Origin of the sequence: Shewanella sp. VB17 (assembly GCF_013248905.1) — a bacterium.
Lineage (GTDB): Bacteria > Pseudomonadota > Gammaproteobacteria > Enterobacterales > Shewanellaceae > Shewanella.
In genome coordinates this window covers 4196403-4213449 of sequence record NZ_JABRVS010000001.1, presented here as the reverse complement: position 1 = coordinate 4213449, position 17047 = coordinate 4196403, and the positions used below count along the sequence as shown (strand labels likewise).

Here is a 17047-nt window from a genome sequence, read left to right as displayed (position 1 = left end):
TAGGACTAGATCATCAAGGACTGTAAAGATTCATGGCTATTGAATCGTTTGGTAAAGAAGTCGAGAAAAACACTAATATTCGTCGCTAGCTGCCGTCGACTGGAATAAACACCGTAAACCTTAATGGGTTCAATTGGCCATTCTTGTAATAGTGGTATCAATGTTCCATTCGCCAGTTCATTCTTACATACAGCGTTGGATAGCATGGCAATACCAAAATCATCTTGTACCAATTGTTTCACCATAACTGCGCTATTTACTCTCACTTTTCGTTGAAAACTGACCATGGTTTTTCGGGTGCCTTTACCTAAAGGCCAAATGGGAGCCGAACGAGATGTACCGAGTAAAATACCGCGATGTTCCATTAATTCTTGTGGCGTTGCCGGAGTACCATTGAGTTTTAGATAAGTGGGGCTTGCCACTAAAATAGGTTGGCGTTCGAGCAATAACCTAGCCACTAAATCTGATGATTGCAGAGGGCCATATTTAATAGCAATATCATAACCTTCACCGACCAAACCGACATCATTGTCAGTAAACTGAATATCCAATTCGACGTTCGGGTAAAGTCGCATAAAGCTACTGCACAGATTTGCAATGAGCTCTTGGCTAAAGGAAACCGGAATGGCTACTCGTAATGAGCCTGATACATGGTTATGGGTGTTTTCTATGGTTGCTTTTGCGGCTTCTATTTCATCTCTGATGCTAGCACAATGCTGATAAAACAATACACCTACCTGAGTGAGGCTCAAATTTCGAGTATCACGTTGTAATAGTCGTACGCCAAGTTGTTCTTCTAGTTGGGCGACTTTACGACTTATGGTAGACTTTGGTATGCCTGTTTCACGAGCAGCTTGAGAGAAACTTTTCGCTCTCACTACCGCTGAAAATAGCATCATCCCGTTAAGATCTGGCATGTAATTTGTACTGTCTCAAATATGGAACAAAGTGTCTAAGCTAGTTTAATGGCATTTGACGGGTTAACAAAGTTATATTTACGACCTAAAAATTTTTAGAGGCTAAGCAGAGGAACAATCAATGACCAGTAACAATAAGCCGATCAATATTCCCCAGGCTCAATCTGCCGACCCGCTTTTTCTAAAAGCTGAGCAGTTGGCGCAAAATTTTTCATTGTTTCCTGAGCACAGTAAACAGAGTTTATCAGAAGAAATTAAAGGCCTTTTGGGCGAAGAGACTATTCAATCAAACCTGAAAGAGCTTGAACAACTTGATGTCGATGGCTATGTCACTAAGGTTATCCAACCTACGCTTGATAAAAACCGCTTTGGCGCTAAGCGTGTTATTGCTGATCTTAAAGGTAAATTGATTGCTGAAACCCATATAGGATCTTTTTACAGTGCTGAAATTGAACTTAATTTTGGTGCGCGTACGCGCCGTTTAGGCTTTATTGCTCAAGAGCGCACTGTCGGCAATGGGGCTTGGTTGCCTGAACATCATCTTCAAGCATGTAAGGCTATCCGTCAATTTGCTGAATTGTCGATGCCTATCATCTACCTTATTGATACCCCTGGTGCAGATGCGGGTGAGATTGCGAACAGCCAAAACCAAGCACACACTATTTCTAAAGCCATTGCTGAAAGCGCTAACGTTGATGTGCCTACGATTGGTATTGTTATCGGTGCAGGTTATTCAGGTGGTGCGATTCCGTTAGCTGCTGCCAATATACTACTTTCAGTACGTGATGGTATTTTCAATACCATTCAACCACAAGGGCTACAGAGCATCGCGCGTAAGTACAACTTATCGTGGCAAGAATGTGCTAAATCAGTGGGCGTCTCTCCGGAGGAATTATACACTTCGGGTTGTATCGACGGCATTATTGACTTCTCTCCATCAGATAAAGATGAACGCCAACATAATTTACGTCGAGCTATCATTAGCAGTGTTGAAGCTGTTGAACAAGCTGCAGTGCAGTTTGTGCGCGAATCAAGCGATTTACGTGAGCACTATGATCGCAGCTTGAATCGTTTCTTAATGCCTTCTCAAAATCTATCAGCGTTAGAGCACCACGCAGAGCTTGCGGTGGCGAATAATCCTACAATGCATCTTAATTTGTTTGGTAGTGCTTATCGTTACTTGCGCTACCTAACCCTGCGTAGTCGTATTCATTCTATTTCCCAAGACCAGTATGGTCGTTTGTCTAAGGTCAGCGTGCCTGAAGGTGATTTACTTGCACGTATTCAGCAAGAGCAAGATCGTGTCTTCCAATCTTGGTTATCAAGTCCGGATAAGTTAGTTTACGATGAAGAGTTAAACAAGCTTTGGGGCAACTTCAGCACTAAGCGTGATGAGGTTTCTACTGAACGTAACATGTTGACTCGTTTAATTTTGGGTGAGCCAAAAGAAAACTATAAGAAAGCACGTAAGGCCTTGTTATTTAATATTGGTTGGTCTTTGTATCATCGCTGGAAAGGCAATGCAGAGAACAATTTTAAAGGCTTAATCGCGCACCTTGAAAGCTTGCCAGCTGAAGTGACCCAAGCAGATTGGCCTGAGCTTAATGAATTAACCGTGCTTGATGTGGTTATTCATGATGAGTTACGTGAAGATTTTATTTGGCAGTGTTATAACATTCTCATCTTCAACGCACTGTATGATAACGTCGTTGGCAATTTAGCCTCTATCGCTAAAGAAGCCATGATGTCTAAGAGTTTGTCTCGAGCATCAGTGGATAATTTATTACATGACTCGATTGACCGTGCTATTTCGACGCAAGACACTGCTAGCGATAAAGGTAAGTTCTACAAGTGGCTTAAATTTTTCATGTCTCAGTCAAACCGAGCTGAATTACTGACTAAAACAGAACAATGGAAGAGTGTTGGTTTTCCGCAGTTGAATGACAGTCTTTTTGTTATCTTGACCTATTTCTTTGAGCGTCTATTACCAGAGTATTTCGATAGCGAAAGTGAAAGCAGTGAATACACTGGGGCGATAAATCCTGTGCGTATTGGTCGCCGTAAAGACTTTTGGAATCGTCTCACCATGGGCTATCAGGATTTGTTGATCCAGAAAGTACTTCGTGATGAGAAACGCAGCGGTAAGATGAGTTGGGAAAACATTACCACTCAGTTTTTTAATGATTTCGAAGAAATTAATGCTGATAAAATGTCAGCGAATCTACTCAATTTTCCAGGATTTCGTTTGTCAATTGAGGATGCGCTCGATAAAGGCATTCGTCCTTGTGGCTTAATCACAGGTGTGGCTGATTTTGAGCAAGATGGTCAGCAGATTAAAGTGGGGGTTGCAGTGTCAAACACTGCATTCCAAGCTGGCGCTTTTGATATGGCCAGTGCAGAGAAGTTCTCGGCTTTGCTTATTGAATGTGCGAAACGTAAACTACCTGTTATTTGCTTTATCAGCTCTGGTGGTATGCAAACGAAAGAGGGAGCTGCTGCGCTATTTTCCATGGCGGTGGTGAATGATCGTATTACACGCTTTATTCGTGACAATGAACTGCCTGTATTGATGTTTGGTTATGGTGATTGTACCGGTGGCGCTCAGGCGAGTTTTGTGACTCATCCACTGGTACAGACTTATTATTTATCAGGGACAAATATGCCATTTGCAGGTCAAATGGTGGTACCTGCATACCTGCCTTCAACAGCAACATTATCGAACTATCTGTCGAAAGTTCCTGGTGCGATGAATGCTTTGGTGACGAATCCATTTAGTGACACGATTGATGAACAACTTGCTAGTATCGATCCACTCATGCCTAAGCCTACCGCGAAAATAGAAGAGGTCATTGGTAAAGCACTATCGACACTCGTTCCTGAAATCTTGGTTGAGGATGAAAAAATTATCCAAGACGATCCTCGTCAACTGATGAAACCAATTAATAAGTTATTGGTTCATGCTCGAGGTTGTACTGCAGTTAAACTTATCCGTAAGGCTCACGATAATAATATCAATGTTGTCTTAGTGGCATCAGATCCGGATATGACTTCAGTGCCTGCTGACATGCTCAAAGAGAAGGATAAATTGGTTTGTATTGGCGGTAATACGTCAGATGAGAGTTATCTAAATGCATATTCAGTCTTGAAAGTGGCTGAATATGAGAATGTCGATGCGCTTCATCCGGGTATTGGTTTCTTATCTGAAAGCCCACAGTTTGCAGCGCTTTGTGTCAATAACGGGGTTAACTTCGTTGGACCAAGCGTGCACAGCATGACGACCATGGGCAATAAATCAAACGCAATTAAGACCTCTCAAGCCAATGGCGTTCCGGTCGTTCCTGGTAGTCACGGTATTTTGAGCAATGCTGAGCAAGCGGTAAATGTGGCAAATGAGATAGGTTACCCAGTATTACTAAAAGCCGTACAAGGTGGTGGTGGTAAAGGTATTCAAGTTGTTGAGCGTGCAGGTGACATGATTAGTTTGTTCCAGCAGACGTCAACAGAAGCCGCAGCTGCATTTGGCAATGGTGATTTGTATCTTGAAAAATATGTCACTTCATTACGTCATATCGAAGTACAGCTACTGCGTGATCAGTTTGGCAACACCAAAGTGTTGGGGATTCGTGACTGCTCAGTTCAGCGTAACAACCAAAAGGTAGTAGAAGAGTCAGGTTCGACTATGCTGCCACCTGAGCTAAAAGCTAAGGTGCTTGAATATACGCTTGCATTAGGCCATGCAACAGATTACATGGGGGCGGGTACCGTTGAGTTTATTTATAACTTAGACATGAATGCAGTCTACTTTATGGAGATGAACACACGTCTACAGGTTGAACATCCAGTAACAGAAGCAACTTCTGGTATTGATATTGTCAGTGCCGGTTTTGATATCGCTGCGGGTCGCTCGATTGAAGCGCTTGAGCCTCAAGATAAAGGCTACGCAATTGAAGTGCGAGTGACGGCTGAAAAAGCGGCATTAGATAGTCATGGTGTTCTTCAGTTGCTACCACATCCTGGTCTAATCACTGAATATCAGATGCCTGAGCGTGATGATATTGAAATTATTTCTATTGCGGGTGAAGGTAAAGAGGTTTCACCTTATTATGATAGCTTAATTGCGCAGATCATCTGTCGCGGTGAAAGTCGCGATGATGTGATCAATAAGCTGCATGATTATCTAGCCGATCAGGTCGTGATTAAAGGCATTGCGACTAACATCCCTCTACTGACTCGTATTTTGAAAGATGGTACCTTCAATGAAGGGGTTTATGATACCAATTACCTTCCTCGCCTGATGGCAGAGCTTGATATTCCTGAATTAATTGCTGAGATGGAAGCGGCAGCTGACACTGCTGGAATCGATACTGAATCATTGCGTGTTGGTGAGAGTGATGAGCTTAAGGTGATGGCACAAGGCGCCGGTATTTTCTATACCTCTCCAGCGCCAGGTGAAGCGGATTTTGTTAAAGAGGGAGAGATTGTAACCGTCGATCAAACTTTAGCACTGACGGAAGCGATGAAGATGTTTTCTCAGTTAAATCTGGCCAGCTATAATCGCAAAGATGCGGTACTTTATCCTGAAGATAAAAAATACCGTATTGAGCGGATATTAAACACCAATGGTCAGCAAGTGTCGCAAGGTGAATTACTGTTTGTGGTATCACCTGTTGAGGCTTAATCAACTCTGAATAAAGTAATATCGTCAAATAAGGATAGGCAAATTAATGCCTATCCTTATGTTCCAACTTTTCAACATTATTTTTTATAACATCAATGTTGTTGATGTATTAATACCCCTCCAGTTACCCATCACTTCGATGTGAGTTTATTGATGAGAAAAATATGCTTGATAAAATAAACCGTTTTTTCCCACTTTTAGCTTTGATTGGTGCAACGACGGCTTATTTTATCCCTCAGTGGTTTATTGAGTTAACATATTTAATCGTGCCTTTGTTAATCATCATTATGCTTGCTATGGGCTTAACATTGAGCCTAGATGACTTTTCACGTGCGATGAAGCAGAAAAGAGCCGTGTTGGTGGGCCTTATTTTACAATTTAGTATTATGCCAACCAGCGCATTTTTAATTAGCTTAATGTTAGGGTTAGAGCGTGAAATGGTCATTGGCATGGTACTGGTTGGCAGTGTCGCTGGTGGCACTGCATCAAATGTGATCTGCTATTTGGCTAAAGGTGATGTTGCCTTATCGATAACCATGACTGCATTGTCAACCTTGGTCAGTGTGTTGCTCACCCCCTTAGTTATTGATTTTTTCCTCGGCCATATGATAGATATTCCACCGTCAGCAATGCTAATAAGCCTAGTCAAAATAGTGCTTATGCCAGTGAGTGTTGGTATGCTAATTAATCACTTATTTAGAGCACACATTTGCAAGATAACCCGAGTATTGCCTTTAGTATCAATATTGGCGATTGTGATGGCAATCAGTATTATTGTGGCGCTAAATGTGGGTCAATTTGACAAAGTAGGCCCCATTATTTTACTCGCCGTCGTGTTACATAATAGCTTAGGACTCATGTTAGGTTATTGTTGCTGTCGATTATTAGGCTTCAATCACACAGTGTGTAAAACCATTTCGATTGAAGTTGGCTTACAAAATTCAGGTTTAGCCACTGCGCTATGCATTAAGTTTTTCAGTCCTGCATCAGCGCTGCCAGCAGCAATATTTTCTATTTGGCATAATTTGTCAGGATCATTATTAGCGGGTTATTGGAGTCAGTCATCCACAGAATAATTGGATGTTTACAAATGATACCAATTATATTTTTTAAATATTTTTTAGAGCGAAGTGATTATTACCTCAATCGAAAGTTAGACATTTATCCGTATAGACGTCTATAATGCCGCCGCTTACTTTTCTGTATTTTACAGCGAGCAGGCATTAACAATAATTGTCAATCTTATGTGGTGCCTGAACTTATCCTTAGACTTTGTTGAGTCGAATTTATTTTATAGGGGAGGGAAGGATAATCGGGAAGCCTGTGAAAATCTGGCACTGCCCCCGCAACGGTAAAAGGCGAAAGTTAACAGCACTGAATTAAGGTGTTGTTTAATTTGTGTAGGCTCCCTTATAGAGAGCCCTCAATAGCCTAAGTCCGGAGACCGGCCCATGAGATGATTTTGAGATTTCGGCGGGCAGATCTCGAAATGCGATATAACGTTTTAATTATTTGGACTGAATTAAATCGAATCGTGACATTTTGCCCCGTTTTCCTTTCAGGAGTCAAAGGTAAAATGGGTACCCTTACATACAAAAAGTCGTATAAAAAATCATATAAAGCGCCAATTAAGTTATCAAAAATCGCTGTGCTAGTCAGCAGCGTTCTCACCTTATTGCCAGCATCGATGGCTACGGCTGCTGAAGTCGAAGAGACTATAACAGTAACAGGATCACGTTTTGACCGATCTGCAGAACAGCAGCTTATGGTTATCAATACTATTGAACGTGAAGAAATAGAGCGATTGAATCCTAAATCAGTTGCTGATGTTTTAGAAATATTGCCTGGAGTGAGCGTGTCTCGTAATGGGGGGCCAGGTCAAAATACATCAATCAGTATTCGTGGCAGCAATTCAAACCACGTGTTAGTACTAATTGATGGAGTTAAAATTGGCTCTGCAACCTTAGGTGCTGTGAGCTTTAATACTTTGTCCCCTGAAAATATTGAACGTGTTGAAGTGTTAAAAGGACCTCGAGCTTCTATTTGGGGCAGCGATGCCATCGGCGGCGTTATTCAAATATTTACCCGTCAATTAAAAGAAGGGGAATGGTTTGCCAGTACGGAATATGGCAGTAATGATTATATTCGAGGTACGCTTGGTTTTGGTGTTAATCATGGCGAAGGGAGCACTAGCTTTTCTGTAAATCATGAACAGTCAGATGGCTATGATGTTTATAATGGTAGCGATGTTGAAAATGATGATGATGGTTATCAACGTAGTAGTTTTTCACTTAAGGGTTCGCAACCCATAAATCAATATTGGCAAGCACTGTGGAATGCTCAATATGATAAAGGGACTTACCAATATGATGATACATTCGCTTCGGGCTCTGCTGATGAATCAGATTATGAAAATTACTTGTGGAACCTTGGGGCTAAATACCGTAATGAAAGCTTTATCAGTAAGTTGACCCTGAGCCAATCACGTGATTACAACGAAAACTTTCGTGGCGACAATACTAATGTCCCAACAAATATTTATGAAACGACACGTGATCAGATAAACTGGAGTAACCAATATACTGTAACTAATGGACTAATATTGAATGGTGGTATTGATTGGTCAAGAGAAGAGATTAGTGGGGATTATGAACAAAATCAACGTGATATTATTGGTGTATATGGCTTGCTGCAGCAACAGTGGAATAAACTCTTAATTGAGGTTGCTGTTAGGTATGATGATGTTGAGAATATCGATAGTGAACTCTCTTATAATACCAGTCTTGCCTACCAATTTAATGCTCAATGGCGTTTATCGGCAACCACTGGAACCAGCTTCAAAGCACCCACTTTTAATGATCTCTATTGGCCAAATTCTGGTAACCCAGATCTTCTCTCTGAAACGGCAAAAAATTATGATCTAACACTAAACTATCAAGTTGATAATTTAGTGGCGTATGTCAGTTTATTTCAAAATCAAGTCGATAATTTGATTACTTGGGCATCAACTGGAGAAATGGAGGTACGGAAGCCTGTTAATATCAATAAAGCAGAGATGTCTGGGGCTGAATTGTCAGCCAATTATCAGCTTTTTAATTTAGAACATCAGCTTAGTTATACTTATTTAAAAGCGGAAGACACTCAAACTGATGAGCAACTTATTGGTCGTAGTAAGCATGATTTCAGCTATCTTCTAAGTTATGAATGGCAGCAGTTTGATTTATTGGCAAACTACCATTATCAAGGTGAACGTTATGCCGGATATGGTGACTTTTTCGATTCATATCAACAGCTCGACCTTAGTGTCGGATATCATATTGATAATCGTTGGACCTTACGTTTAAAAGCGAATAATTTGTTAGATGAAACAATAATATCCGCTAAAAATTATTTGAGTCCTAGCAGAGAACTATTTTTTAGTGTGAATTATCAAGCGTTCTGATTACATACCATCTAAAAAACACACAGCTAATAAAGCCAGATCTTAGGATCTGGTTTTTTGTATCCTTCATTTAGTAAAAGAGATTAGTGAGGGGGAATGATGAATAAATGTTAAGTGAATTATCTGCTGGTTTAGGCATTGATCACTAAAGGCAGCTAACGATGGGGTCTGCTGTGATTTAGGTTGATTAAACTCATAAGTGTTTTTTTAAGGGTTTTACTCCACGCGGATAAGCACAATACATCATGATTTCTTTCTAATTTTACCTCCGATAAATGTTAATCGAGTATGTTTATACAAAGGTTAGTGTAAATTAGTATTCTTGTGGTATATGCTTATAGATATGGTTTATTTTAGCGTGATGTGGTTAAGATAGGCTTGATGTCTGCTTAATTAACGTATAAGTAGATGACTGTATAAGAATAAAGTATTGAATTAAATAAGATAAAGAACGGTAGTGTTTATAATGAGTCAATATAATATAACCTTTACCTATTTTATCATCAATTAGGCTATTGCATCTTATGACAGATCTTGAGCACCAAGTATTCACTCAAGTGCGGGCTATCATCAGTAACGAAGAGCAAGTTATTGGTCGTCGCGGTATTTTAGTTCCCCTTAAAAAAGCCATCATTGCCGATGGGGACATTCAAAATGTTATTGATATCATATCCTCAGATCCTGCACTGTCAGCTCACATGTTATGGCGCAGTAATGCAGCGGCCTTTACGGATGCCAATTCGACTCGAAATCGTTCATTGAAAGACGCATTAATAAGACTAGGTCAAGTGAACATCTATCGCTATGCGTTCACTTTTTATCTTAAAGAGCGTCTCGATGAGTTGCCTCAACCCTATAAGAAGTTAGTACGGGGCTATTGGGACTTGACCGAGAATATAGCCAGCGATGCTGTAGATAGTTTGCATCAAATGCTAGGAGTAGACATCGACCCGGATGAAGTGCAGACTTTAGCGCTATTTAGTGTATTCGGTGAGGTGATCGCACTGACAGCTTTTGCATACTTAAATGCTGAATCTGAAGAATCTTTTCCCTTGAGCATAATTAAGTCACTCATCGATAATCAAAAACAGACGTTAACCTTAGAAGCATTTGATTCATTGGGGTTAGATGAAGAATTACAGGATGAGTTTATGATCGCGCATAATCTTCGCCAAACTAATAATTCTAATTCTTCTGGTTTAGTGTTAAGGCGTGTATTATCGATGAAAAATCAATTACTTAAGCCATTGTAGGGACTTATTTAATTAATGACTCATTGATTATGTTTATAGGTCACTAATTTCAACCATTTCTGTGCTAGTGATCTATTGTGTCCATCTTTTCGATAGGCCCCATAAAGCGGGCGTATAAGCCCATCTTCGCCTAATTTAACCGAGGTTAAATTTAATCCATAGGACTCGCTGATAGACCAATTTGGCAACGCAGCAACTCCATCTCTACAGGCAATACGCTGCAATAGCATCATGGTGAGGTCACAGCTTATCTGTTCGCCAGCTTTCACTCCGGCTGGCTCCATAAAATGACGGTAAAGATCTAAACGCTTAAGTGGTACTGGATAGCTGATGATGGTTTTTTTTTCAAGTTGGTGTGGGATCACAAAATTTTGAGCTGCTAGCGGATGATCATTAGCAACAACCAATTTGACTTCAAAATCAAATAAATGTTGATAGTAAATAGCTTTATCAGCAACAGGATCTGAAGTTAATACTAGATCCAGATCACCGTTCTCAAGTGCGTTAAGCGAGTTAAAAAGGTAACGGCTGGACAGGTCGACATTGACTTTGGGAAATAAATTTCTGAATTGTGCCATGGCAGGCATAAGCCAACGAAAACAACTGTGGCATTCGATACCCACAGCAAGCCTATTTTCCACGTTATTAAATCCCTGCTTAAGTTCATACTCAATTTCATTGACTTTGGGTAAAATTTCGTCTGCTAAAGTTAATAGTTTTATTCCCTCTTGAGTAAAAGAGAGTGGGGTGCTTTTTCTGATAAAAATAGAAGCCTTGATTTTGGTTTCCAGCTCTTTTATTTGATGGGATAAAGCTGACTGAGTGACGAAGCGTTTTTTAGCCGCTGCGGCAAGACTGCCACTTTCCTTAAGGGCAACTAACGTACGTAAATGTCTAAGTTCTATCATAATGCCGGCTTTTACCTTAAACATGAATTTCATTCATGTTGTGCTTGAAATTTATTCTCTTGTTCCTGAACAGGTTATCACAATATACTTCTAGACGTCCAGACGCCTACCTGGTCAGCTGTTAATATCAACACGTAATATTAGTGAGCTGTTAATCGTTTTTATCGCGTCTACTTAACGTTTTACTCATATTGAAAGTAACAAGGAATAACACATGAAAACTATAGAGGTCGCAAGCTTAGGCTTTCCCCGTATCGGGCGTCAGCGTGAATTAAAATTTGCCCAAGAAAGATACTGGCGAGGTGAATCCACACAAGCAGAGCTTATAGAGGTTGCTAAAGAGCTGCGCAGCACTCATTGGAAGTGGCAGGCTGAAGCGGGGGTGAATTTATTACCTGTAGGTGACTTTGCTTACTATGATCAGGTGCTTACGCTAAGTGCGACATTAAATTGTATTCCTGAACGTCATCGGGATGAGAGAGAAACGCTATCAGGGACAATAGGGCTAGATACCCTCTTTAGGGTAGCCCGAGGGCGTGCACCAACAGGTAAAGACAGCTCAGCAGCTGAAATGACGAAATACTTTAATACCAACTATCACTATATTGTCCCAGAACTGACTGAAAATCAGGAGTTTAACATCGCCTATGAGCAAATATTTAATGAAGTTAGTGAGGCGCAAACCTTAGGTTACCAAGCTAAGCCTGTGCTATTAGGACCCGTCACTTATCTTTATCTTGCAAAAGGAGTCGGGAGTGATTTCAATAAATTATCACTGCTTCCTCAACTCTTAATTGCTTACAAGCAAATCTTACAGCGGTTCAGTGATCAAGGTGTTGAGTGGGTCCAACTTGACGAGCCTGTTTTAGCTTTAGAGCTAGATAGTGAATGGCAGGAGGCTATTAGTTTTTCCTATAAAGCATTACAAACTGTTGAAGTGAAAGTATTATTGGCAAGTTATTACGGCACCATTGCCCACCACCAAAGCTTGGTGTCGGCTTTGCCTGTTGCGGGGATCCACCTTGATTTGGTCACTGCCCCAGAACAGTTACCATTGTTTGCCGCCAACTTAAAAGCTGATCAAATTTTATCGCTTGGACTGATTAATGGACGTAATGTCTGGGCTGCTGATATTGATCTTATCGGTGAGAGAATAGCAGCGACTGTTAACGATTTAAGAGGGCGTATTTGGTTAGCACCTTCTTGCTCACTCTTACACACTCCGGTCGATCTGGATGTAGAGACTAAATTAGCCCCAGATCTTAAACAACAGTTGGCGTTTGCAAAACAAAAGCTCACCGAGTTGGCCCAACTTCAGACCTTGCTTAGTTCCCCTAATGATATAAAGTCTGAGGTCATCGTTGCCAATTGTATAGCACGTCGTAGCACCCGTGATGCAGCTACCGATCAGCAAGTCGTTGGCAGAGTTGCTGCGCTAACTCATCATGATTATGCAAGGGAGACCGATTTTGTTAATCGCCAGCAAATTCAGCAGGCTAAATATCAGTTACCCTTGTTACCGATAACGACCATTGGTTCGTTTCCGCAAACCCCAGCGATTAGAGGGCTGAGAAATCGATGGCGTAAAAATGAGATCACTGAAGACTTCTATAATGAGCAGCTGCAGCAAGTCACTAAAGATACCATAGAGAGGCAGCTTAAATTAGGTATCGATGTATTAGTTCATGGAGAAGCTGAGCGAAATGATATGGTTGAATATTTTGGTGAACAATTACAAGGTTTTGGTTTCACTGAGTTTGGCTGGGTTCAGAGTTATGGTTCTCGTTGTGTTAAGCCGCCACTGATTTATGGTGATGTGTCTCGTCCAAATGGGATGACACTTGATTGGGCTACTTTTGCTCAGGGCTTGACCGACAAACCAGTGAAAGGGATGTTAACCGGCCCAGTTACTATTCTACATTGGTCATTTGCCCGTGAAGATATTTCTCGTGAGCAAATAGCAACACAAATTGGTTTGGCTATTCGAGATGAGGTGGTTGATCTGCAAAATGCAGGTATAGGGATTATTCAAATTGATGAACCTGCATTTCGTGAGGGTTTACCTTTGAAAAAAAGTGACTGGGCAGAGTACCTCAACTGGGCTGTCGATGCTTTTAAGCTTAGTGCTGCAGGTGTTGAAAATGAAACACAAATTCATACACATATGTGTTACAGCGAGTTTAATGAGACCATTGCAGCAATAGCTGCTATGGATGCAGATGTGATAACGATCGAAACTTCACGTTCTAGAATGGAGTTATTAACAGCATTCGAAGATTTCGAGTATCCAAATGAGATTGGGCCAGGTGTTTATGATATCCATACACCTAATACGCCAACAGTTGATGAAATGGTGGTGTTAGTCGAAAAGGCTGCACGTAAAATACCTGTTAGGCAACTTTGGGTAAATCCTGATTGTGGCCTTAAAACAAGAACTTGGGATGAAGTTGAACCTGCACTTAAGAATTTAGTTCAAGCGGCTAAGGTGTTGAGGAGACGACTTGGATAATGAGTAAATTTTATTTCAATTCAGTTTAACAGTGCTATTTCAGCCCCTTTTTTGAGTACTTTTAGGGGCTATTTATTTTTACATTTTGGTTTAGCCTTGTTTCCTAAATCGAGGGAACCTTTTGCCGTTAGCGTGATCTGATCCCTAAAGATAGCTATACGGAAGCTGAAAAGTGGGAAAATCTAAACATAAAATAACCAATTGGTCTCAGTACAATAAGGCGTTGATTAATCGAGGCTCACTCACTTTCTGGATTGATGAGCAAGCAATTAAGTCTTGGTATTGTTGTGAACACCACGGGCGTCGTGGTCGAGGGTTCACTTACTCTGATGTTGCTATTGAAACAGCACTCGTTGTGAAAGGCGTTTTTAACTTGTGATTACGAGCACTTGAAGGATTCACCAACTCTGTATTTCAACTTATGGATGTGCCACTGACCTCACCAAGTTATAGCTGTATAAGCAAAAGAGCTAAGACTGTTGAGATCAACTATCGAGCACCGAGTCGTGGCTCTGCGGCACATGTTGTGATTGATTCAACAGGTCTAAAAGTTTATGGAGAAGGAGAATGGAAAACGCGTAAGCATGGTAAAGAAAAACGCCGTACTTGGCGAAAGCTACACCTTGCAGTGGATAGTAATACCCATGAAATTGTGTCAGCTGAAATAAGCTTAGTTAACGTTGCCGATAATGAAGTATTTCCCACATTACTTAACCCATTAAGAAGAAATATAACTCAAGTCTCAGCTGATGGTGCCTATGACACTAAGGCATGCCATAAACTACTTCAGCGCAAAGGGTGCAAGCCTACTATCCCCCCGAGAAGTCATGCTGGATATTGGGAGGATGACCACCCCAGAAATGAAGCAGTAAAAGCACTCAAGGCTAACCAATTAGCGCAATGGAAACAGGATAATGATTATCATCAGAGATCACTATCAGAAACAGCGATGTATCGATATAAACAGTTAATTAGTCCAAAACTGAGTCTTCGGGATTATAACGCTCAGGTAGGTGAAGCGTTAGCGGGTGTTAAAGCAATGAATAAAGTCATAGGGTTAGAAATGCCAGTTAGGAAACACGCTGCCTAATTGGGTGAAACACCTTGGGGTGCTGCGTTTAGATTCGGGATTTGAGCAACAACGCCTTTTGGTTTATAGGGTATTTTTTATCTATTATATTCCTTGGTTTCAATCTTGTTGAAATCCCATCAATACAGGCATCACAATATGTTATATTCACGACAAGTCTGAAATGCATAAATTGCTAATTAAATTATGTATTTGAAAAATAAAAATGGATAAGAATAAATTGCATTCCTTGCTAATAATTGAAGATGATAAAAAGCTCGCCAGCTTATTGACAATTTTTTTTGAAAAATATGAATTTAATGTCACTGTAGAATATAAAGGGGATAAAGGGCTTACTCATGCTTTGACATCGCAGCCAGATTTTATTCTGCTGGATTTGATGTTACCCGTAATGGATGGTTTTTCCATTTGCAGGGCATTACAGAATCGTTTTAATGGCATTATTTTAGTATTAACCGCCAGCGACGAAGAGATGGACCATGTCAGCTTGTTAGAAATGGGCGCGCATGATTTTATCCAAAAACCGATTAACCCAAGAATTATTCTCGCCAGAATGCGCAACCTTATTCGACTCACTACTGCGGTATCAGCCTCTGAAGAAGCCGCTTCACCAAAAACTAATATACAACATGGCAAACTTAAACTGAATCCGACACTGAGATGTGCTTATCTTGATCAACAGAGTGTAACGTTGACAGATTCAGAGTTTGACGTACTGTGGCTTCTTGCCAGCCGTGCAGATAGCATCGTTTCCCGGGATGAGCTTTATCAGACAGTACTTGGCCGCGAATTTGATGGTTTAGATCGCGCTATAGACAATAAAATAGTGGGCTTGCGCAAAAAGGTGGATGATAATGTAGGGCCGCACCAACGTATCATTACTGTTCGGGGTAAGGGCTATTTATTTGTGCCTTACGGCTGGGAGTAAGTTAGCGATGCTTAAACGATTTACATTATTATGTTTATTTTTTCTGCTGTTTTTTGCGAGCAGTTATCCAATAACAGATCGGATAATGAGTGTTATTTTTGCTGATATCTTAAAAGAAGATGTTGCTGGAGATTATCGCGCCTATGTTTATCCATTAAAAGCTGCTTATCCTTATCTATCTGATGATGAATGGCAATTATTACTCAACCAAATTTCAACCGAAAGTAATCTTCTGATCAGCAAGGGCAATACCAGCCATTGGGATCTCGATGAAAGTTCACGTCAGGCACTTGCCCGGGGGGAGCTCATTATTAATCAGCTATATGATCGAGATGAAATGGCAGTTTTTGCTCGTATATCAGATACCGAGGTGATCCGACTTAGTGCATTACAGGTAGAAGAACCTATTTATTTAGGCATATTTTTGATTCAGTTTGGTGTGCCATTGGGACTGGTTGCTTTATTTGCTCTAGGCGTAATGCTGTGGCAACAATATCGGCTCAATAAACTGGAACAAACCAGTTTACAGTTCGCGCAGGGAGAACTTAATGCTCGCGTGCCTATTGGTTGGTTAGCTGTCGGGAAAATTAACCAGAGTTTTAATTTTATGGCTGAAAAACTTGAGCGAATGTTTAACAGCCAAAAACACATGATCACCGCAGTATCTCATGAACTCAAGACCCCCTTATTTCGACTGCAGATGCAGCTCAATTTGATCCAGGATGAACCTCATTCAGAGCAAACGGGCGATTACCTGACACAGATGCACCTAGATATAGAAGAGATGGATACACTGGTTGGTGAATTACTGAGTTTTAGTAAAATGGAGCGCCAAGACCGCTTTAACGATTTGATCCAAACTGACGTAAGTCATTGGCTAACCTATCAGGTTAAACAATTAGCTCGGCACTGTCATCATCCGATAGAGCTGGTGCTTACAAGCAAAGATCTTTCCCCTGAAACTCTAATGCAAGCCATTCAAACCAAACAGTTAAAGCGAGCTTTGGATAACCTAGTCTTTAATGCAGATCGTTTTGCGCAAAACAAGATCAGGATTAGCTTATTCATGCAAGAAAATCAGCTGTGTTTATCGGTAGAAGATGATGGCATAGGCATCGCTGAAATAGACCGAGGACGCATTTTTGAACCATTTTCTCGTATCGATAGTGATCGTAACCGTGATACAGGCGGCTTTGGATTAGGTCTGGCCATTGTTAAAGAAATTGTCCGTTGCCATGGGGCGAGCATTTCAGTCACGAAAAGTGAATTAGGCGGAGCTTGCTTTATGATCTCTTTTGAGACATGACAACTCACTGACAATA

The 17047-nt window shown here is 40.8% G+C and carries 9 protein-coding genes, 1 pseudogene and 1 riboswitch; of the genes and pseudogenes, 8 read left to right on the top strand and 2 right to left on the bottom strand.

The genetic code is table 11. From position 1 onward, the window contains the following. Positions 1-5: 5 nt before the first annotated feature. Positions 6-917, bottom strand: a complete 912-nt coding sequence (locus HQQ94_RS18235) for a LysR family transcriptional regulator (protein ID WP_173295751.1) — start codon at positions 915-917, stop codon at positions 6-8. A 121-nt stretch (positions 918-1038) separates the two neighbouring features. On the opposite strand from HQQ94_RS18235, the gene HQQ94_RS18230 reads away from it, so the two are divergent. From HQQ94_RS18230 to HQQ94_RS18215, 4 genes are all read left to right on the top strand, one after another. Next, positions 1039-5595, top strand: coding sequence for a biotin carboxylase N-terminal domain-containing protein (locus tag HQQ94_RS18230; RefSeq protein ID WP_173295750.1), 4557 nt, complete (start codon positions 1039-1041; stop codon positions 5593-5595). A gap of 164 nt (positions 5596-5759) precedes the next feature. After that, positions 5760-6671, top strand: a complete 912-nt coding sequence (locus HQQ94_RS18225) for a bile acid:sodium symporter family protein (protein WP_173295749.1) — start codon at positions 5760-5762, stop codon at positions 6669-6671. Positions 6672-6855: 184 nt separating this feature from the next. Next, positions 6856-7063: riboswitch (cobalamin riboswitch) on the top strand. 108 nt (positions 7064-7171) lie between these two features. Further along, a complete protein-coding gene (locus tag HQQ94_RS18220) occupies positions 7172-9037 on the top strand; it encodes a TonB-dependent receptor domain-containing protein (RefSeq protein ID WP_173295748.1) in 1866 nt (621 codons plus the stop codon). Between the two features lie 524 nt (positions 9038-9561). Further along, on the top strand, positions 9562-10290 hold the full coding sequence (locus HQQ94_RS18215) for an HDOD domain-containing protein (protein WP_173295747.1): 729 nt from the start codon (positions 9562-9564) through the stop codon (positions 10288-10290). 20 nt (positions 10291-10310) lie between these two features. Here the strand turns inward: HQQ94_RS18215 and HQQ94_RS18210 are convergent, their stop codons facing one another. Next, positions 10311-11198 carry a LysR family transcriptional regulator gene (locus HQQ94_RS18210; protein ID WP_173296714.1) on the bottom strand — a complete coding sequence of 296 codons (888 nt, stop codon included), beginning with the start codon at positions 11196-11198 and terminating at the stop codon, positions 10311-10313. A 223-nt stretch (positions 11199-11421) separates the two neighbouring features. On the opposite strand from HQQ94_RS18210, the gene metE reads away from it, so the two are divergent. From metE to HQQ94_RS18190, 4 genes and pseudogenes are all read left to right on the top strand, one after another. Next, positions 11422-13707: a 5-methyltetrahydropteroyltriglutamate--homocysteine S-methyltransferase gene (metE, locus tag HQQ94_RS18205; RefSeq protein WP_173296713.1), complete on the top strand. Its 2286-nt coding sequence runs from the start codon at positions 11422-11424 to the stop codon at positions 13705-13707. 172 nt (positions 13708-13879) lie between these two features. Continuing rightward, positions 13880-14797, top strand: a pseudogene (locus tag HQQ94_RS18200) (IS5 family transposase). Positions 14798-15002: 205 nt separating this feature from the next. Next, positions 15003-15725, top strand: coding sequence for a response regulator (locus tag HQQ94_RS18195; protein WP_173295746.1), 723 nt, complete (start codon positions 15003-15005; stop codon positions 15723-15725). Positions 15726-15810: 85 nt separating this feature from the next. Beyond that, positions 15811-17031 (top strand): ATP-binding protein, encoded by a 1221-nt coding sequence (locus HQQ94_RS18190; protein WP_173295745.1) that lies wholly within the window; start codon positions 15811-15813, stop codon positions 17029-17031. Positions 17032-17047 lie beyond the last annotated feature (16 nt).